Source organism: Thalassotalea sp. G20_0 (assembly GCF_017744175.1).
Taxonomy (GTDB): domain Bacteria; phylum Pseudomonadota; class Gammaproteobacteria; order Pseudomonadales; family Endozoicomonadaceae; genus Endozoicomonas.
This window is the reverse complement of the sequence record NZ_JAGHQV010000015.1, coordinates 25,178-43,711: the sequence shown is the minus strand read 5'-3', so window position 1 is coordinate 43,711 and position 18,534 is coordinate 25,178. Positions and strand designations below refer to the sequence as shown.

The following is an 18,534-nucleotide window of genomic DNA, read 5'->3' as shown; positions in this document are numbered from 1 at the left end:
AATTGTGTGTGATGTGTGTGCTTTTTTCTGTCGCCTTTCTTCTTATGCATGGCCCGGGGCAAAAGCTCCGCACCGATGCGGACGACTTAATTTGGGCGCAATTATTCAAGAGTTTTTAAACCAAGGTCACATTACATAATCGAATTTGCTTATGATTTTTTTTGTTGTCGCAAGAATGAAAAGCAAACAGCATTTGATAATAAATAATCAGGGAAAGTACGTAGGCTTTGAAGGATAAGGGATTGGAATAAATCACTAAAAAGAGAGTGAGTAGAAATAATCAAATAACCGGGTAGGTGAATGCCGAGATAGGGGATAAAATACGGCATTCCCGGTGAATAGAAATTTACATTCCGTTGATGTACATCAGCGCTGAAATAATCAAAGCCAATACGCAACCAGTTTTCTGCTAAGGGGCTGCTACCAGCCAAACAGCTTCAGGTTTCTGGCCGGACGAAAGTTGGTTGAGAGAACGGCATGTTGATTCGGGTTGTACCTGGCCTCGGCATGCAGTTTCTGGTCACGGAGCAGGGCCGGAATGTTTCTCACATAGAGGTTATGGTAATACACCTCTTTCAATGTCTTGATCATTCGGTTGCTAAAGTCCCCCTGGCTGCTCCAGGCGATAATACCGGGGCTTGGTAAAAAAGCATCGGCTGCGGTTTCTCTGTCGCGGCTGGCGGATATCACCATCATATAGGCAGGAATGTCCCTGTCTTTTCCTGTATCAATTTCTTCGATAATATCCGGATGCAGCGAGTTATAGATATACCGATAGGGCAGGTCAAACATGGTGCCGGAGTGGCAGGTGTCAACGAAGACCAGCAGCCTTGTGCTGTTATGAAAGCGTTTGAAGGCATGATGCAGTTCATCATCGGAAATAACATCGCGACCACAGACCAACAGCTCATCCATTTGGTCTAACTCATCACCGCTGGTATCCGGTCGACGGGTACCGTGTCCGCTGAAACTGATGATGATTCGATGTGGCCCGGCTTCACTGTGGGTTTGCTCTGCCAGACGTTCAATTTCCGAGAGGACGATGGATTTTTTGAGTGGGCCAAGTCGATCAGTTTGTACCTTCAGGGAGGTTGTCGGGATGCCCTTGCTGGTAGAGGCCCAGTTAAAAAAGTTCCAGGCATCATTACGGCAGCCACCTAATGTTGGTACTTCCGGGATCTGATCGTAATTTTGCCCGGTAAACAGTCCCTTGATCAGATGCATATTTTCAAACTCAAAATAGAAGTCAGTGTCCAGTGGACACTGGTTGTCATAACAAACGGTCTGATTATCGGGCAAATTTGAATTGAAAGAGCAGTAAGCGTGTAGTGGTGATAGCAGTATTGATAACAGACAGATAAGCTGTGTGATCGTGCTGAAAACAGCCTGCTGAATTCGGGCTATACAGAAAGTGAGCATGGTATGCCTCATGCTTGAGAAGTGATGAGTGACGGGTAAAGACATCTGGTACGCGGTTTCAATGTAATTGATGGGTTCTCTGTCAATGACGCCCAAACTCCGTTCGTCCTGAGCGGAGTCGAAGGATGCTCAGGGTGAACGGCGATTGTTCATATCAAACTCATTGAAATATAGTGGTAAATCGCAGAAAAAAAACAACGGACCATGCTTGCAAGCTGAACAGCTTTCCTTATAATCAGCCGCGTCTGGTGAGGGATGAAGTTCTTTCCTGATTCAGATGTAGATGGTGGGCGTAGCTCAGTTGGCAGAGCTCCGGATTGTGATTCCGGCGGTCGAGGGTTCGAGCCCCTTCGCCCACCCCATCTTCCCTCCTTTGCTTCCAATTCTCACCTCCACGATTGTTGATCCTTCAGCATCTTTATAAATATGTCGTATTTTGCCTGGTAGAAATCAGCCAGCTGCAGGTCAGGTTCTATTCGTTCGTGGTAGCGACTCATGGCTCTCATGGCCTCCTCAATACTGTCGTAGATACCAGCGGCCACCGCTGCGGTGATGGCTCCGGACAGCAGCATATTTTCTCTCTCTTCCGGAATGGCAGCAGGAATATGGAGTATGTTGATATGTTCAGTGAGCAGTCGTTGGTTCTTTGCCAATCCCCCGGTGGGGATGAACAGTTCAATGTGATACCCGGCTTTTGTTAACTTCTCTAACTGATAGCGCGCATCCAGGGCCAGGGCCTGAATACTGGCAAGGTACAGCATAGCAAGCGACTGATGACTTTTATCCAGGGTAAGGCCGGTAATCATTCCCCGCTGTGGTTGATCCACTTCAGGCGCGTCGAAGTAAGGGAGGATATGAAGGTGCGCGGTCAGTTTGCTGACACTGTCGGCGTATTCCGATCGATTGTTATCCGCCAGCTCATAGAGAATCTGATTAAGATATTCATGCACCCCGATCCCCAGGCTGACAGAGATATCATAGATTGAGCTGTAAGCCGGGTGCGAGGTAATGATGTGATCAATAAAGGCACCTGCTGCGGTTTGCCTGGCGTATATTAATGAGTAACCTTCCAGCACCGAAGGGTAGGGGCCATCTGCTCCATCGCAGGTCAACATATCCCTGCTGAACGCGACGTAGTTGGACGAAGTTCCACCGATAAAACTGACTCTTCTGGTAATACAGTCCAGTGGTTGCTGACGGTCCGGGTGATTGCTGGCAAGTATCGTGGCAAGGGTACCGCCATAGGCATCAACGATACCTGTGGCAACCGGGGTTCCCTGTTTGAGGTTCAGTTGGTCAGCAGCACTTTGGCACAGACCATCCCCGATGGCTGCACCAATCTCAAGGGATTCACCCTTGAATCGTCCCTCAATATCAATATTCAGCTGGTTCGCAGCCTTTTGGGTAAAGATATGACTGATTGAATCAGGGGTTCTGGTCAGACAGGCCGTTAGCTTCCAGGTGACATAATCATAGAGGTCGAGGATGCAGGTGGCGGCTTGCCAGGTTTCCGGCGCACACTGGAAGAGCCAGAGTAATTTACTGCCGTTACTCCTGGCGTTGATGCCAGGGCCCGCATGGCCAAATAGTCCCGGGTGCTCTCTGGCAATATAGGCAGCCTGTTGACTGGCGCGGCTGTCCATCCAGCCAAAAGTGTCAGCACGATTGCTCCCGGGCAGGTGAACGGGGTGCATCTGCTGGTCCAGCAGAACCAGGGAGTAGGTGGTATCAATACCGATCCCTTTAATATCCTCCTGATTCAGCGGGTGTTCAGCGATTAATCGGTTAACGCCGGATACCAGGGCTTCCCAGATATTCTCGGAACAGAACTCCATGGTACTGGCTGTTTTCCAGATCAGAAGTGGCTCTTCATTATGGGCAAGGACATGCCCTTCCGGGGAAACAAAAGCGCTGCGCAAACTGTGGGTGCCAACATCGATACTGAGCAAAACAGGCCGCATCTGTGATAATGTCCTTGAAATAGTGTTTCGGGTAAGAATAGCTCCGTTCCTGCATTTGGACAGGGGTGTTTTAAGGTGGGTAAATTCATGCACATGAGCAGGATAATCGGGCATCGGGGGCTGGCAGGGGAGGCACCGGAAAATACCCTGGCAGGCATCAGGCTGGCTGCTGAGCACGGGCTGAAGTGGGTCGAGGTGGATGTTACTCTGGCAGGTGATGGTACTCCTGTGCTTTTTCATGACCGGCGACTGAACCGTACCACCAATAAAAAAGGTCGCTTGAAGACGTTAACCTGCTCTGATCTGGCAACAATAGATGCCGGAAGCTGGTTTTCCGGGCAATTTTCGGGTGAGCAGATTCCTCAGCTCCAAGCGGCGCTTAAACTCATAAAAGAACTTGGGCTTGGGCTGAACCTTGAGCTGAAAACCAATGGCTGTTCAGAGTCGAGGCTGGTAGAAGCGGTGATAAAGACCCTTGCCGAGGTTGAGTTGCCAAAAGATCGGCTACTGGTTTCCAGTTTTAATTATGCGGCACTTGTCCGTTTTTCAGATTGTTCCGATATTCCGGTTGGCTGTTTGTTTGAGCGATTGCCAATGAACTGGCACAAGAAAGCATTACGGGTCAACGCGGTATCCATCCACCTCAGCAGTAAGCAAACGGCAAAACGACACATTTCGCGAGTGAAGTCCAAAGGCTATGAACTGTATTGCTACACCGTTAACTCTCCGGCGGTTGCCAGACAACTGATTGATGATGGCGTTGATGGTGTGTTTTCTGATTATCCTTTGGCAGATGACTAAAAGCATGGAGGTTGAAGCCCTGTCGGTGACCGGAGAAATCACGACGCAAAAAAGAACAGGCCGGGTCAGCCTGCTCATGGTGAACCTTAAAGCTCGTCCACTTCTCTCAGGTATTTGAACAGCTTTCGTGCCGCCGCCGGTGGCTTATCCTGAGACGCTTCTTTCTGGGCATTACGGACCAGCTGGCGGATATGCTGGTGGTCAGCTTCCGGATAGTGCTCCAGGTATTCAGTTAGTACAGTGTGACTGTCATCATCACGAATAAGCTGGTCACGCCACCGCTCCAATTGATGAAAACGGCGGTTGTACTCTTCACTGGAGGAATCCAGCTGGTTAAGCAGTGCCATTATCGGCTCGATGTCCTGGTCTGCCATCAGTTTGCCAATAAAACCCAGATGGCGCTTTCTGGCATTGTTGCTTTTGATGCGCTTGCTCTCATCCAATGCTGCGCGCAGGCGATCATTCAGTGGCAACTTATCCAGCAATGCCGGTTTCAGTTCCATCAGCCGGGCACCAATGTTCTTAAGCTCATCCATGTCCCGCTTCAGCTCAGATTTGCTGACATAGATGATTTCTTCGGTTTCTTCATCGTCCCATGCTTCCTGGATACGACGGCTCTTTTTACTCATAGAGAATGGCCATTGATGGGAATCTGCCTGATGTTATTTATCAGAAAGCAGTTCCATGGATGGAAAATGGATTTCCCGGTATTTTACTTCAGAATGCTTCTCAAATGGGATGTTTTTCCGCAACTCCCGTTGTCGTTTTGTAGCGGGCCCGGTGTGTCAGTGCGCTACTATTATGTATGGAGAGACCGGACATAAATGACAGCTGTCTTGCAACATGGCGTTACCACTGATGCGTCATCTGACAACTCACGCAGAAATATCTGCCAGAACGTTAAGCACCCTGTCTATTTCTTCCGGCGTATGGTAGTGGACAAAGCCTATCCGCAGTAACCCGTCCCGCTCCTGAAGCTTAAGCCGGTCAAGCAGATCCAGTGCGTAGAAATGGCCGGACCAGGTATAGATACCCTGCCGGGCCAGCAGTTGTGCCAGCCTGGCCGAGGATTGCCGGTGGTGGGCCAGGGCAAAGGTGGGGGTTCGGTCAACCGTGGTATCCGAACCGTATAAGGTGAACCCGGTCATGTGTTTGAGACCATCAAGAAACCGCTGTGACAACTGTTGCTCGTGCTCCTCGATCCAGCTGGCCGACATCTGCAATCCCTTGCGGTCATGGTCAGAACCGGTGAGCCAGCCATGGTATTGAATACAGGCCAGCAATCCGGCAATCGCGGTAAAGTTCTGTGTCCCTGTCTCCCAGCACCAGGGTGGCTGGTCATTTGCCGCCCGGACTTTATAGGGCTTCAGGCTGCCCAACAGTTCTGGCCGACCATACATCACCCCCAGGTAAGGGCCACAGAACTTGTAGGCTGAACAGGTCAGGAAATCCACATTCAGAGCCTGCACATCCGGTAACCGGTGGGCGGTGTAGTGAACGGCGTCAACATGAACCAGAGCATTCACGGAGTGCGCAGCCCTGATCAGTTCGGATGCCGGGGTGATGCTGCCGGTCACGTTAGAGGCCAGGGTAAACGCCACCAGTCGTGTTCTGTCAGACAGCAGGCGCTCAAGCTCCGTGACGCAGAGATTTTGACTGGCGGTAAAATCCATCGTCCGGACCGTACATCCCCGTTCCTCTGCCGCCAGCACCCAGGGGGTGATATTGGCGTCATGGTCCAGCGATGAAACAACAATCTCATCACCCTTGTGCCAGGTTCTGGCGATGGCTCTGCTCAGCGCCAGGGTCAGGGAGGTCATATTGGCACCGAAGGCAATGCTGTCAGCAGGGGCATTTAATAACTGCCCTGCGGCCTCCCTTGCCCGTTCCAGCAGTGCCATGGTTTCTTCACTGGTGGCAAAAAAACCACCCAGGTTAGCGGAACCCGATTGCTGGTAATCGGACATGGCACTGATCACCGATACCGGAACCTGGGTACCTCCCGGCGCATCAGAATAGACGGCCCGCTGGTTTCCCTCTAGCCGCTCAAGGGCTGGAAATTGCTCTCGGATGCGCTGGAGGCTGGTTGAGTTATGCTGTTTTTCCACTGTTCATCCTCCAGGGTGACCGTAATAACGAAAACATCCCGATGCCCGGAGACTTTGCCACTGCTGACCTGCAGCGCAGAGGTGTAGTGATAGACCCGCCGGTCATTACAGTAAACAATATCCCCGGGCAACAGCGTAGCACTATAGGCAGGTTTTTGTTCCGGATGATAAAAAATTCCAGTCTCTGCCCCCTCGACGTTTTTGCGGTCAGTGCAGATGATGGCGATCAGGTCGAAGCCATCCTGGTGAATGCCTTCCGGCACTGGCAAGCCGTGATCAGCGCCGGAGCAGGTGATCCGGATTTGATGCACGCCATAAACGGTACGTGCTGGATCAAGACCGAAAAAACCGTTTACCTGTCTGAACAGGGACTGAAATTCCGGCAGCTCCGTCAGGGCCGGTTCAATTTCAGCAAATTCCCGCAGAATGTCGCCACTGAGATAATTGACCGAACGGGACTGGACAAAGTCATCGTGGGGCAATCTTTCCAGGCATTCTGCAGGCCCGGTAAAGCGGGAGTAGCGGCGAAAACGATAGTGACCGCTGACATAAGGGTCAGCGGCAAGATTGGCAAAAAAAGGCGCAAAAGCGTTCAGGTCAAGATCGGTCAGCCGCTGATGTGAAAAGGTAAAATCAGGTGAAATAACAGCCATGGTCACCCTCCTGCCATTACTGATGCTGTTCTACGGTGTTTGCAACATAATAGACGACATAATCGCTAGTGCAGCTAAGCGCTGTTACCAATACCGTTCGTCCTGAGCTTGTCGAAGGACCCATAGGGCCTAAAGGCGGAAACTCCGGACTCTGATAGATCGTGCCAAGCACCCTTCGACTCCGCTCAGGGTGAACGTGGTGTACGGGTAATAACGCTTAGCCGCACTAGTGAAGCTGGACAAGCGTTTTTTTTACCGGTTTGGCATCAGCTGCCATTGCCTTCGAATGGTCATTCTCCGTCCTGACGCTTGAGATCATCTGTATTGCCCAGCTTAAGGTATTACATGAATCACCAGTTAGTTTAGATAAATGAGTGCACAAGGCTCTCTGCGCAAGTCTGCATCTTAATTACCTGCTTTTAGGGCAGATCCCGAATAAGTCAGCGGCTGGTATAAATAGTTCTTCATGGGATACGGCAGCGGCAGGCAGTCAGAGCCTGATGCCAGGACTTTTGCCAAGGGCACCCGGTTCTCTACCAGCCTTGAACGAATGCAGGTTCGGGCGCAGGCCATTAGCGTCCTCGGTTGATAAGCAGAAATGTAATTGTGCAGGGCATCAACAACGCCTCTGGCTGCAGCAATGTCCCGTGCGGTTTTACCAGATGCATTGGGAATATTGGCATTGGCACCATTGGCCAGCAGACTGTCAACGATCTCCGGCCATCCATGTTGCAGCGCCCGATGCAGTGGGGTATTGCCTAAACTGCCGGGTTTATTGGGATTAGCTCCATTGGCCAGCACGCTATGGAACAGGCTGCTGATGTTGAAATGGAGGTAGTAATGCAGAGTCCAGTTAAGCGGAGTCTGACCCCACGGGTCAGGAATATCTGGATCGGCACCTCCTTGCAGTAAAGTGTTAACGCCCGAAATATTGCATCCAATTACCGCTAAGAGCAGAGGAGTATGGCTCGTGCAGTCAATGGCGTTGATATAGGCACCTCTGTCAAGCAGGCAATTCACGATCTTGGTGATCGCTGTCGCATCGCTGGAAAAAGTGGCCAAATGCAGCGCTGTTTGACCATCATCGTCACTGGCGTTCAAGTCAGCTCCCCTGTCCAGCAACAAATTGAGGGTTTTATAGTTGCCCAGCTTTGCAGCTTCTAGAAAAGGCGTAGTGTATTTTCCCTCCAAATAGGGGATGTGAAGATTCGGGTCTGCTCTGCGATCCAGCAGCGCCTTGACGATATCTGTATCTTCCAGTCTGCCGACGGCCCAATACAGAGGGGTAGAGCCACCCGCATCGCGGATATTGGGGTCAACGCCCTGGTCCAGCAAATAGTTGACAGTGGCCAGGTCATTACGCAAGATTGCCCGTTCCATCAACTTTGCCATATCAGTTGTCGCTGCAGGCAACTGCCTGCTGCCTGAGACAGCCACTGCAGATTCTGAATGATCAACCTCTGTCGTGTTATCAGGCAGCGGGAGATCGACAGCAGATGTGGATTCCACGCTGGCATCGGCCACCATTTCCTGCGAATGGTCATGCTCCGTTCTGACGCTTGAGAACATTGTCTTATTCCTGCTCAAGATACAAAAAAACAGCAAATCGCTTAAAGAAAATAGTACACAAGCCGGAATCTTAATGACCTGCTTTCGGACAATTCCTAAAGAGTCAGCGGCTTGTGTAAATAAGTTCTTATGGGATTGGGCAGCGGCAGGCAGTCAGAGTCTGGTGCCAGGGCTTTTGCCAGTAGCGACTTGTTCTCTATCAGCCGTGAACGAATGCAGGCTCGGGCGCAATTCGATAGCGTCATCGGTTGATAAGCAGGAATGTAATTGTTCAGGATATCCAGGCCTTTGGCTGTAGCAATGTTCCGTGCGGTTTCACCACGCGCGTTGGGAATACCGTCATTGACACCATTGGCCAGCAGAATCTCGACAACCTCTGGCCGGTTTTTTTCAAGCGCCAGATGCAGTGCGGTATCGCCTATCCCGTCGGGTATATTGGGGTTGGCTTTATTGGCCAGCAAGCGACTGACCATACTGCAGACTTCGGAATCGGGGGCATTTATAATAGCATTGGTAAGTGGGGTGATACCCCAGAAGTCAGAAATATTTGGATTGGCACCTGCTTGCAGTAAATTGTTAACAACCGCAGTGCTGTAGTGATCTACCGCATGGTGCAGTGGGGTCTGGCCCTTATGGTCAAGGGCATTTAAATCGGCCCCGCTGTCCAGCAGGCAGTTCTGAACCTTAATGATCGTTGTATCGTCGTTAGATAAAAAAGCGGCCACATGCAATGCTGTCAAATCAAAGTTGTCATGGGCGTTCACGTTGGCTCCCTTGTCCAGCAACAACATGAGGGCTCGGTGATCGCCCAGGATTGAAGCTAACGACAAAGGCGGGTAATTGGGGGCAGGAAGATTCGGGTGCGCCCCATAATCCAGCAGCGTCTTGACAATATCTTTCTGTTTGCCGATGGCCAAAAGCAGGGGGGAAGAGCCAGACTGGAAGTGGGTATTGGGTTCAAAGCCCTGAGCCAGCAGGTCGTTGATGGTGGCCAGGTCATTATCCAAAATTGCTGATTTCATCAACTTTGCCAAATCAGCCGTTGCTGCAGGCAACTGGCCATTGTCTGAGCCAGTTACGGTGGATAGGGATTGCTCGCTGGCATCGTCTACCATTTCTTCCGAATGGCCATGCTCCGCAATAGCGCCCGGGTACATCGATGGTTTTCCCCTTCAAGGCATACAAACAACAGCAAATCGCAGAACGAAAAATAGTCTACAAGGTTCAATGCGCAAGCCCTGGCTAACAGGAGCTTAATCAACCGGGCCGCACACCCCGATGAACGAGCAACGAAATGTCAATAGACCCCAAAGAGCGTTTTATTGATCATCTATCTGATGCATTCTTAACTTCACAGCGGCACAATAGTTGAAAACCCCCGTAGGCATAAACACAACAGATCAGGTGCAATCATGGGCGAACCTTCCAATGCAGTGCTGGATCCACGAAGTGAAGAGACCAGGCTGAAAACACTGGCCGGTGATATTCTGGCAGAGGCCGCCAGACAGGGAGCGGATGCCTGTGAGGTGGGCATCAGTATGGATGCCGGCCTGTCGGCCAGCGTCCGTATGGGCGATGTTGAAACGGTTGAGTTTAACCGTGACCAGGGGCTGGGCATTACCGTCTATCTGGGTAAAAGAAAAGGGTCTGCCAGTACTTCTGACAGCAGTCCACAGGCCATCCGTGAAACCGTAAAAGCTGCCTGCGATATTGCCCGTTACGCGTCCGAAGACCCTTATGCGGGTTTGGCTGACCCCGTGTTAATGGCTGACGGTGATGCGTTGCCGGATCTTGACCTGTATCACCCCTGGGGAATTGATGCCGGGCAGGCGATTGATCTGGCCATGCAATGTGAAGATGCCGGACGCGCTTTCAGTAATAAAATTGTCAATTCCGACGGTGCCAGTGTCTCCAGCCATCAGGGTTGCCGTGTCTATGGCAACAGTAACGGGTTTATTGGTAGCTATGTGTCCAGTCGCCACAGCCTGAGTGCTGTATTGATTGGTATGCAGGGTGATGAGATGCAGCGGGATTACTGGTACACGGTAAGCCGTAATGCCAACGAGCTGGAAAAAGCGGTCACGGTTGGTAAGACAGCGGCGGAACGCACGGTGCGCCGACTGGGAGCGCGAAAAGTAGGTACTGCTGAGGTGCCGGTGCTGTTTGCACCGGAGGTGGCTTCAGGTCTTATTTCCCATTTTCTCGGGGCGATCAGTGGTGGCAGCCTTTATCGACAGGCCTCTTTCCTGTTGGATCACCTGGGCAAGCCGGTGTTCCCAGAATGGATGCGTATCCATGAGCAACCATTGCTGAAAAACATGTTGGGTTCCGCCAGCTTCGATAATGATGGGCTGGCGACCTATGCCAAGGACTTTATTACGGACGGTGTGCTGCAGCATTATATTTTAAGCACCTATTCTGCCCGCAAACTGGGCATGGACAGTACCGCCAATGCCGGTGGTGTTAATAACCTGTTTGTACAAAGCAATGCGGGCGATCTTGATGCGCTGCTGAAACAGATGGGAACCGGGCTGCTGGTTACCGAACTGATGGGGCAGGGGGTTAATACCGTTACCGGTGATTATTCCCGTGGTGCCGGTGGCTTCTGGGTCGACAATGGCGAAATTCAGTTCCCGGTGTCAGAAGTGACGATTGCCGGCAACCTGAAAGATATCTACCGGAACATTGTTGCCGTGGGCAATGATGTAGACAAGCGTGGGAATATCCAGACCGGTTCAATTCTGATCAGCAGTATGAAGCTGGCGGGTGAGTGATTGCTAAAAGACAAAAGAAGGGAACCACAAAGACACAAAGACACAAAGATTTTTTGGGTTTTTGTGGTTCAATGGTTAAAAGCTATTCTCGGACAGCCTCCCGGGGCATGGTTTGTAAGAGCTTTGTTCTTACTAATCTTTTGCTCTTCTTGGTGTCTTTGTGCCTTTGTGGTTCAAAACGCTACCCATAGAAAACAGTGGCCAGCCCAAGGAATGAGAGGAACCCCACCACATCGGAAATCGTGGTCAGGATAATACTGCCAGCAAGGGCCGGATCAATATTTAATGATTTCAGTAAAACCGGCAGCATCGCACCGGTGACCACGGCAACACTCAGGTTGATCACCATGGCGCAGGCGATCACCAGGGAAATAATCGGGTCATCAAACCAGAACCAGGCGATGGCGGCCACCAGGGTTGCCCACAACAACCCGTTGAGAAAACCGGCAACCAGTTCCCGGCTCAGCAGCCAGCGGAGGTTGGTCGTACTGATTTGTCCCAGGGCCATACCCCGGATCACCAGGGTCAGGGCCTGACTGCCGGCATTACCCCCCATCCCCGCAACAATTGGCATCAGTACCGCCAGGGCCACCACTTTATCGATGGTTTCCTGAAACAGACCAATCACCGAGGCGGCAATAAAGGCAGTAATCAGGTTGAAGCCCAGCCAGACCGCCCGGCGTCGTGCAGTTCGCAGGGGCGGGGCGAAGGTGTCTTCATCGTCATCCAGACCGGCCATGCTCATCATGGAGTGCTCGGCCTCTTCCCGGATCACGTCTACTACATCATCGATGGTGATCCGCCCAAGCAGTTTGCCACTGTCGTTTACCACCGGTGCGGAGAGCAGGTCCTGCCGTTCGAACAGCTGGGCTACCTGGGTATCCTGCATATCTGCCGGAATCGGGTCCAGATCGGTTAACATCACCTGCCTGACGGTAGCGCCCGGTTCGGTTGTCAGCAGTAAGGTCAGGGGCAGACGGCCGATGTATTCATCCCGGCGATTGACCACCAATAGGCTGTCTGTGCTATCCGGAATGCCCTCATGACGGCGCAGGTAACGAAGCACAACATCAACGGTGTTATTGGGGCGCACCGTAATGGTGTCGGTGTTCATCAAGCCACCGGCGGAGTCCTCCGGATAAGCCAGAACCGCCTCAACCCGCTGCCGGTCCTGGCTGTTCATGGAGTCCAGCACCTGCCGGGTGATGGTGTCAGGCAGCTGCTGCAGCAGGTCGGCAATGTCGTCAACATCCTGACCTTGAGTAATGGCTTTCAGTTCGGCAATGTTCATCTGGTCAAGGAAGAACTGGCGAACGTCTTCGCTCAGTTCCTGTAGCACATCGCCTTCCTGTTCACGGTCAATCAACCGCCATAACAGGCTGCGTAACTTTGGCGGGGAGGACTCCAGCAAGTGCGCGGTATCAGCAGGGGGCAAGGTGTTCAACATGGTGCGCAGTTCTGCGGAGACACCGTGCTCAAGAGCATCATTAAGTTTTTTCAGCTCGGTTTCACCGATGCTCAATTGCAGTTGCTGCGCCATTATTGTCTGCCTGAATGTTCTGCCTGAATGATCTTGCTGAATGGTTTCTGCGCATCCGGTAAAGGCCGGATGGTCAGGAAAAATGAAAGATGATCTCTATGGTAATTGCTGTGGCTACTCCCCGGGGGGAGTCTGTTACTCTTCTTCACCAAAGCGGTCATCAATCAGCTCGCACAGGGCAAGGCAGGCGGCCTCTTCATCATGGCCATCACAATGGAGCTCAAGCTCCGAACCCTGTCCTGCCGCCAGCATCATAACCGCCATGATACTCTTGCCATCCACTTTGCGCCCATTGAATCCGATTTCGATCTCACTGGCAAACGCCGATGACGTGGAAACAAACTTGGATGCCGCCCGGGCGTGTAAGCCCAGTTTGTTAATGATTTTTTTTCGATAGGTAATCATTATTCGTGAAGCTCTCTGTGTCTAACCTGAACCCGATCCAGTTTACTGGTAAACAGGGTGCCCAGTGTTTTACCAATATAGACTGAGCGGTGCTGCCCTCCAGTGCAACCGATGGCAATCGTCATATAACTGCGCTGGGCTGACTCAAAGCGCGGGAGCCATTTTTCGATAAAGGCACTGATATCATCCACCATTTCGATTACCAAAGGATCATCCTTCAGAAAGTCGATAACCGGCTGCTCCAGGCCTGTGTATTTTCTCAGGGATTCGTCCCAGAAAGGGTTGGGCAGGCAGCGCACATCGAAGATAAAGTCGGCATCTGAAGGAATGCCGTTTTTAAAGCCAAACGATTGAAAAAGAACCGTCACACCGCTTTTCTGATCAGCGCAGAACTCCTGTTTGATCATGTCACGCATCTGATGAACAGAGAGCGATGTGGTGTCGATTTTCAGGTCTGCCTCAATCAGCACCGGCCTCAGCAGCTTTTTTTCTAACGCGATGGCTTCTCTGAGCGACGTCTGGTCATTACTGAGCGGGTGCTTTCTGCGTGTGGCGCTGTAACGGCTGACCAGCTTTTCGCTGTCGGTGTCCAGGTACAGTACCTGACAATGGATGCCTTTGTTCCGAAGGGACTTCAGCAGATCAGGAAAGTTATCCAGAGTTCCGGGCAGGTTTCTGATATCAATGCTGACGGCCATCCTGGGGGGCGTTGAATGATGGCCTTTCAGGGTATCCGGCAATTGGTTCAGCATACTGGCCGGAAGATTGTCGACACAATAAAAACCCTCATCCTCAAGGGTGTGCAGAGCTGAACTTTTTCCAGAACCGGAGCGCCCGCTGATGATGATAAGTTTCATAGCTGTTCCTTTATGCTTCTGAGCGTATAGGTATTGAAAGCTGACCCTTCCTCTATTAAAGCAACTTTTGATCAAGAAGCCTACCGGATACCGTTGACCTGAGATGGAAAAAGCAAACCGATGGCAAAGATAGCCGGAGTTGCTGGAAATCCTGTTAATCAAAAGGTGTTTTATGGCTGACAGCGCCTGGTTGCGGGATTCTACCAGGGTACGGGATATGGGTCAGGCTATTGGTTTTTCCTGATTCTAATGAGTGCGGGAAACTCTGTTAGCGCTTCTGACAATGCTGTCATTCATTTAATGGGAGAATAATCCTAGAGTTTAAATCACAAGGAAACCAGTGAGAGAGGTTAATTAAATAATCTCTCTTAATTATATGAAACAACCCTGTCTTGTTAAAGGAGTAACATCATGGACGCACCACTGACTAAACCACAATTTCTCGCAATTACTTATCAACCATTAGTTGAAACTGCTAAAAATAAATTAGTTGAAACGACTGAACATCCATTAGCTGAAAAAGCTTCTAAACCAGTTTCAGTTCCGGGTCCGCGTGAGAAAGATCGGGTGCCTGAGGATTTTGGCAGGTTCTATAACCGCATGGTAAGGCCACTGGAAAGAAAGTTTGAAGATGGTCTACCAAAACCAGCATTTGCTATTGGCGGTCGGACTAAAGCCGAAGATAAACTGGCCAAAAGCCATATGGCTTACCTTCAGCGTAAGGCTGATGCTATGCAGGATATCAAACCGGTTATCGATCCTGTTGTCCAGACAAAACTGGAAAGCCCTGAAGAAAGCGTCGTTCAAGAAAGTGACACCAGGTCCGAGACTGTTGTCATGCAGGACGGCACACCGGCTTTGGAACCTGTTCCCCAGACAAATACGGAAAGCTCTGAAGACAGTTCTTGTGGCTTCTTCAAAAAACTGAAGCACCGGGCCATTAAAGTTGTCAAGTTTGTTTACAAGTATACTGGCCTGAAATTTATTGTTGATGCAATCAAAGGTAAGGATAAATCTGAAACTATTGCTGATGCAGTCCAAAGCAAGGATGAACCTGAAGTTGTTGCTGATACCGTAAAAAGCAAGGATGAACCTGACGTTGTTGCTGAAGTAGACAAAAGCAAGCGTGAGCCTAAAGCTGTTGCTGATTCAGTCATAAGAGTACTTGAATCTAAAATTGATATTGTTAAAGCCAGAGAGCTGGCCAGGCAGCCTGACAGGGCTAAATTGCTTGAGGATATTAATTTAGTCAAAAGCGTACCTGAATCTAAAATTGATGCGGATAAAGCCAGAAAGCTGGCCATGCAGCCTGACAGGGCTAAGATGCTTGTGGATCTTAAGGTTGTACAACACTTACGAGGTATTGTTGCACCGATTACACCACGTACCACAGAGAGTTCGCTTTGTTCCGGGCAGAATGGATACGATCTTTCCGGGCTTCACCGTACGAGCACCATCTTTGCTGAAGAAAGAGATAAAAAAGCCCTGGAGAACATTGCTGAAATTGAAAAGAAACGAGCTGACGTTGAAGCCGGCAAATTAAAAGCCCGATTTGACAGACAAAAATGGGGTGAATTTTATAACAGAGTCGGGTTGGGCTACTTCTTTACACGAGAACAAGCGTCTCCTGAAGCGCAGAAGGCTGTAGAGGCTAAGGACGTCAAAATGGCAGAAGGTCATAAGCGACAGGATTCTCAAAATCCTGAGTCCGAAACCCTGATTATTCCATCAACTGTTTTGCCCGTAGTCACTAAAAAAGACCCAAAGGCCGACAGGTATGCAGCAATTCGTGAGCTTGATAAAATAAACAGGGCTCAACTGTAATTGGGGAAACCCCTGTAAGCAGCAATGCATTTTGTCTGGGACTCAAAGAAGTGTGTTAACAACAAAAGATAAGAGCATTGTGATAAGTAAACCTTTCAGGCCATCATTACCTATGATGGCCTTTTTTTCTCACTTTATTCACTCATCGTACGATAGAGCATTGTCGTATTGGTAGCCGAACGTATTTTCTGAAGGGTCAGGGCAGAATGGAATCGCCCGGCCAGTGCCCTTAAAATTTCAAGATGTTCCTGGTTTTCGCCTTCTGGGACGATCAACGCGAATACCAGGTCAACGGGCTCACGGTCCACCGCATCAAAATCAACCGGTTCCGCCAGTCGAATAAAAAGACCGATAGGCTCCGGGCAGGCTTTACAACGACAGTGGGGAATAGCCACGCCATCACCCAGTCCGGTGGTGCCAAGGCGCTCCCGGGCAACCAGTGCTTCAAACAGTTCTTTGGCATTGATTTCGGGGGCTTCGTTGCTGATGCGTTCAGCGATAAATTCCAGGATTTTCTTTTTGCTGGCCCCGTGCACCCCGTCAAGGGTGCGCTCGGGGGTTAGGATGCGATGAATAATCATGCTGAATAAGAATGGCAACCTGATAAATCAAAGGGCGTGGCCACTGGCACCCTGTTGCCTGTCCAGGGCTTTCTCTTTTCGCTTAACCAGCTGCCGATCCAACTTGTCCGAGAGCAGGTCAATGGCTGCGTACATGTCTTCGTGCTCGGCGGTGGCATTAATCTCGGCCCCGCGGGTATGCAAAACGGCTTCTGCTTTCTGCACCAGCTTTTCGACGCTCAGGGTCACCTGTACATTGGTGATATGGTCAAAATGTGAACCAAGACGCTCCAGTCTTTTGATCACATAGTCGTGCAGAGCTTCTGTTACCTCGACATGATGCCCACTGATGTTGACTTGCATGTAACGCTCTCCTGAATCCCATTATCCAGATAATCACCAGTCCGCGGGATTTTTCGTACTGGCTGAATTCGATTCTATCACTGTCGGTGCAGCTTGGAATGCCCTGAGACAAAAAAAACTGCTTTTTGAACGGTGTATCAACGCACTAACTGTTTACGCTCATTGGATGGCGGAATATTCATGGACTCACGGTATTTGGCAATGGTGCGTCGGGCGACCTTGATGCCCTGATCCCCCAGAATCGCCGCAATTTTATTGTCACTGAGGGGTTTGCGCGGTGTCTCTTCAGCGATGAGTTTGCGGATATGGGCCCGAATGGCCGTGGAGGAACACTCCCCCCCTTCCGTAGTGCTGACATGGCTGGAAAAAAAGTACTTCAGCTCGTAAACACCCCGGGGGGTATGCATGTACTTCTGAGTAGTTACCCGGGATATCGTCGACTCATGCATACCCACCGCCTCGGCAATATCCGCCAGCACCAGGGGTTTCATGGCTTCATCCCCTTTTTCCAGAAACTCCTGCTGATAGGCAATAATCTGACTGGCCACTTTCATCAATGTTTCATTGCGGCTTTGCAGGTTTTTCAAAAACCAGCGGGCTTCCTGCAGATGGTTCTTCATGAACACATTGTCGCGGCTGTTATTGGCTCTCTTAACCATCGACGCATAATTATTGTTGATGCGCAGTTTGGGCAGGGCGTCGGAGTTCAGTTCCACCGTCCAGCGCTCTTTTATTTTCCGGACGGATATATCCGGAACCACATATTCGGCTTCCGTCTGATCAATGGTGCTGCCGGGTTTTGGGTGGAAGCTCTGAATCAGGCTGAGGGCTTCTCGCAGCTGGTCTTCTTTCAGTTTGGCATGACGCATGATGCGGGCATAATCACGGGTGCCAAGGGGCTCAAGGTAACGGGTGAGCAGTTTTTCCGCATTGTTGAAATGGGGTGTTGAGGGTGGCAGCTGACGAAGTTGAACCAACAGACATTCTTTAAGGTCAACACTGCCACAACCCACCGGATCGAATTGTTGCACCCGGTGTTGCAGCACATGGATCTCTTCAATCTCCAGATCGTCCAGTTGGGATTGAAGAGAGACAAACAGGTCATCCAGCGTGCAGGTTAAATAACCATCCGGATTAACCGCTTCGATGATCGCCAGACCAATCAGCCGGTCCCGGTCGCTCATGGGTACCATATCCAGTTGCCATTCCAGGTGATCCTGAAGTGACTCCACGGCGGAGGACCTGGCCAGGGGGTCATAATCATCATCACCGCTGCTGGCGGGCAGGCTGGAATACACGTCGTCCCAGGCGGAATCCACGGGCAGTTCATTGGGAATGCTGTCTGACCATTCCGCCATCTCCTGAGGCTCAGGTTCTGAGGCTGCTTCGCTCAGATCAACGAGTTCTTCCTGTCCTTCACTGCTGGCGGCGGTGTCCTCTGTCTGGCTATCCTCGGACTCCAGCATGGGGTTGGACTCCAGGGCCTCCTGAATCTCCTGCTGAAGATCCAGGGTCGATAGCTGTAGCAGCCGGATGGCCTGTTGCAGCTGCGGCGTCATGGTCAACTGCTGGCCCATCTTGAGCTGTAAGGAAGGCTTCATAGGCAACCGTATACCTTTACTTCGTTGTCCGGGGAGGCTGCAGAGGCTTACTCTCCATGTGCGGCTGATTATAAACCCATAGACGTTTCTGAAACCATA

At 50.8% G+C, this 18,534-nt stretch carries 17 protein-coding genes and 1 tRNA gene; 4 read left to right on the top strand and 14 right to left on the bottom strand.

All coding sequences use genetic code 11. The annotated features are described in order from the left end of the window. Nucleotides 1-149 precede the first annotated feature (149 nt). Together J7438_RS11040 and J7438_RS11035 are read right to left on the bottom strand one after the other, a co-directional pair. A complete protein-coding gene (locus J7438_RS11040) occupies nucleotides 150-431 on the bottom strand; it encodes a hypothetical protein (protein WP_209202042.1) in 282 nt (93 codons plus the stop codon). Continuing rightward, nucleotides 421-1,299: a caspase family protein gene (locus tag J7438_RS11035; RefSeq protein ID WP_209276581.1), complete on the bottom strand. Its 879-nt coding sequence runs from the start codon at nucleotides 1,297-1,299 to the stop codon at nucleotides 421-423. The genes J7438_RS11040 and J7438_RS11035 overlap by 11 nt, the downstream gene beginning before the upstream one ends. 406 nt (nucleotides 1,300-1,705) lie before the next feature. On the opposite strand from J7438_RS11035, the gene J7438_RS11030 reads away from it, so the two are divergent. After that, nucleotides 1,706-1,781, top strand: a tRNA-His gene (locus J7438_RS11030). 24 nt (nucleotides 1,782-1,805) lie between these two features. On the opposite strand, the gene J7438_RS11025 is transcribed toward J7438_RS11030, so the two are convergent. Next, nucleotides 1,806-3,380: an FGGY-family carbohydrate kinase gene (locus tag J7438_RS11025; protein ID WP_209276580.1), complete on the bottom strand. Its 1,575-nt coding sequence runs from the start codon at nucleotides 3,378-3,380 to the stop codon at nucleotides 1,806-1,808. Between the two features lie 93 nt (nucleotides 3,381-3,473). On the opposite strand from J7438_RS11025, the gene J7438_RS11020 reads away from it, so the two are divergent. Further along, nucleotides 3,474-4,181, top strand: coding sequence for a glycerophosphodiester phosphodiesterase family protein (locus J7438_RS11020; RefSeq protein WP_209276579.1), 708 nt, complete (start codon nucleotides 3,474-3,476; stop codon nucleotides 4,179-4,181). An 86-nt stretch (nucleotides 4,182-4,267) separates the two neighbouring features. Here the strand turns inward: J7438_RS11020 and yjgA are convergent, their stop codons facing one another. From yjgA to J7438_RS10995, 5 genes are all read right to left on the bottom strand, one after another. Further along, the gene (yjgA, locus tag J7438_RS11015; RefSeq protein ID WP_209276578.1) at nucleotides 4,268-4,810 is read right to left on the bottom strand and encodes a ribosome biogenesis factor YjgA; all 543 of its coding nucleotides are present in this window, start codon (nucleotides 4,808-4,810) and stop codon (nucleotides 4,268-4,270) included. A 246-nt stretch (nucleotides 4,811-5,056) separates the two neighbouring features. Further along, nucleotides 5,057-6,289, bottom strand: coding sequence for a cysteine desulfurase-like protein (locus J7438_RS11010; RefSeq protein ID WP_209276577.1), 1,233 nt, complete (start codon nucleotides 6,287-6,289; stop codon nucleotides 5,057-5,059). Next, entirely contained in the window at nucleotides 6,220-6,942 is a 723-nt protein-coding gene (locus J7438_RS11005; RefSeq protein ID WP_209276576.1) for a 2OG-Fe dioxygenase family protein, read from the bottom strand. The genes J7438_RS11010 and J7438_RS11005 overlap by 70 nt, the downstream gene beginning before the upstream one ends. 405 nt (nucleotides 6,943-7,347) lie before the next feature. After that, nucleotides 7,348-8,511, bottom strand: coding sequence for an ankyrin repeat and SOCS box protein (locus tag J7438_RS11000; RefSeq protein WP_209276575.1), 1,164 nt, complete (start codon nucleotides 8,509-8,511; stop codon nucleotides 7,348-7,350). Nucleotides 8,512-8,606: 95 nt separating this feature from the next. Continuing rightward, nucleotides 8,607-9,668, bottom strand: coding sequence for an ankyrin repeat domain-containing protein (locus J7438_RS10995; protein WP_209276574.1), 1,062 nt, complete (start codon nucleotides 9,666-9,668; stop codon nucleotides 8,607-8,609). Between the two features lie 255 nt (nucleotides 9,669-9,923). Here J7438_RS10995 and pmbA point away from each other — a divergent pair, with 255 nt between their 5' ends. Further along, nucleotides 9,924-11,285, top strand: a complete 1,362-nt coding sequence (gene pmbA, locus J7438_RS10990; RefSeq protein ID WP_209276573.1) for a metalloprotease PmbA — start codon at nucleotides 9,924-9,926, stop codon at nucleotides 11,283-11,285. A 181-nt stretch (nucleotides 11,286-11,466) separates the two neighbouring features. On the opposite strand, the gene mgtE is transcribed toward pmbA, so the two are convergent. The 3 genes from mgtE to rapZ form a co-directional block, all read right to left on the bottom strand. After that, nucleotides 11,467-12,825 (bottom strand): magnesium transporter, encoded by a 1,359-nt coding sequence (gene mgtE / locus J7438_RS10985; RefSeq protein ID WP_209276572.1) that lies wholly within the window; start codon nucleotides 12,823-12,825, stop codon nucleotides 11,467-11,469. A 135-nt stretch (nucleotides 12,826-12,960) separates the two neighbouring features. After that, nucleotides 12,961-13,230 carry an HPr family phosphocarrier protein gene (locus J7438_RS10980; protein ID WP_209202052.1) on the bottom strand — a complete coding sequence of 90 codons (270 nt, stop codon included), beginning with the start codon at nucleotides 13,228-13,230 and terminating at the stop codon, nucleotides 12,961-12,963. Further along, the gene (gene rapZ, locus J7438_RS10975; protein WP_209202053.1) at nucleotides 13,230-14,087 is read right to left on the bottom strand and encodes an RNase adapter RapZ; all 858 of its coding nucleotides are present in this window, start codon (nucleotides 14,085-14,087) and stop codon (nucleotides 13,230-13,232) included. Before rapZ ends, J7438_RS10980 begins: the two co-directional genes overlap by 1 nt. A gap of 411 nt (nucleotides 14,088-14,498) precedes the next feature. Here rapZ and J7438_RS10970 point away from each other — a divergent pair, with 411 nt between their 5' ends. Then, nucleotides 14,499-15,911: a hypothetical protein gene (locus J7438_RS10970; RefSeq protein WP_209276571.1), complete on the top strand. Its 1,413-nt coding sequence runs from the start codon at nucleotides 14,499-14,501 to the stop codon at nucleotides 15,909-15,911. Nucleotides 15,912-16,045: 134 nt separating this feature from the next. On the opposite strand, the gene J7438_RS10965 is transcribed toward J7438_RS10970, so the two are convergent. The 3 genes from J7438_RS10965 to J7438_RS10955 form a co-directional block, all read right to left on the bottom strand. Further along, nucleotides 16,046-16,492 (bottom strand): PTS sugar transporter subunit IIA, encoded by a 447-nt coding sequence (locus J7438_RS10965; RefSeq protein WP_209202055.1) that lies wholly within the window; start codon nucleotides 16,490-16,492, stop codon nucleotides 16,046-16,048. Nucleotides 16,493-16,519: 27 nt separating this feature from the next. Continuing rightward, a complete protein-coding gene (gene hpf, locus J7438_RS10960; protein WP_101748939.1) occupies nucleotides 16,520-16,834 on the bottom strand; it encodes a ribosome hibernation-promoting factor, HPF/YfiA family in 315 nt (104 codons plus the stop codon). A 137-nt stretch (nucleotides 16,835-16,971) separates the two neighbouring features. After that, complete coding sequence (locus J7438_RS10955; RefSeq protein WP_209202056.1) at nucleotides 16,972-18,435, bottom strand: RNA polymerase factor sigma-54; 1,464 nt, start codon at nucleotides 18,433-18,435, stop codon at nucleotides 16,972-16,974. Between the last annotated feature and the right edge of the window lie 99 nt (nucleotides 18,436-18,534).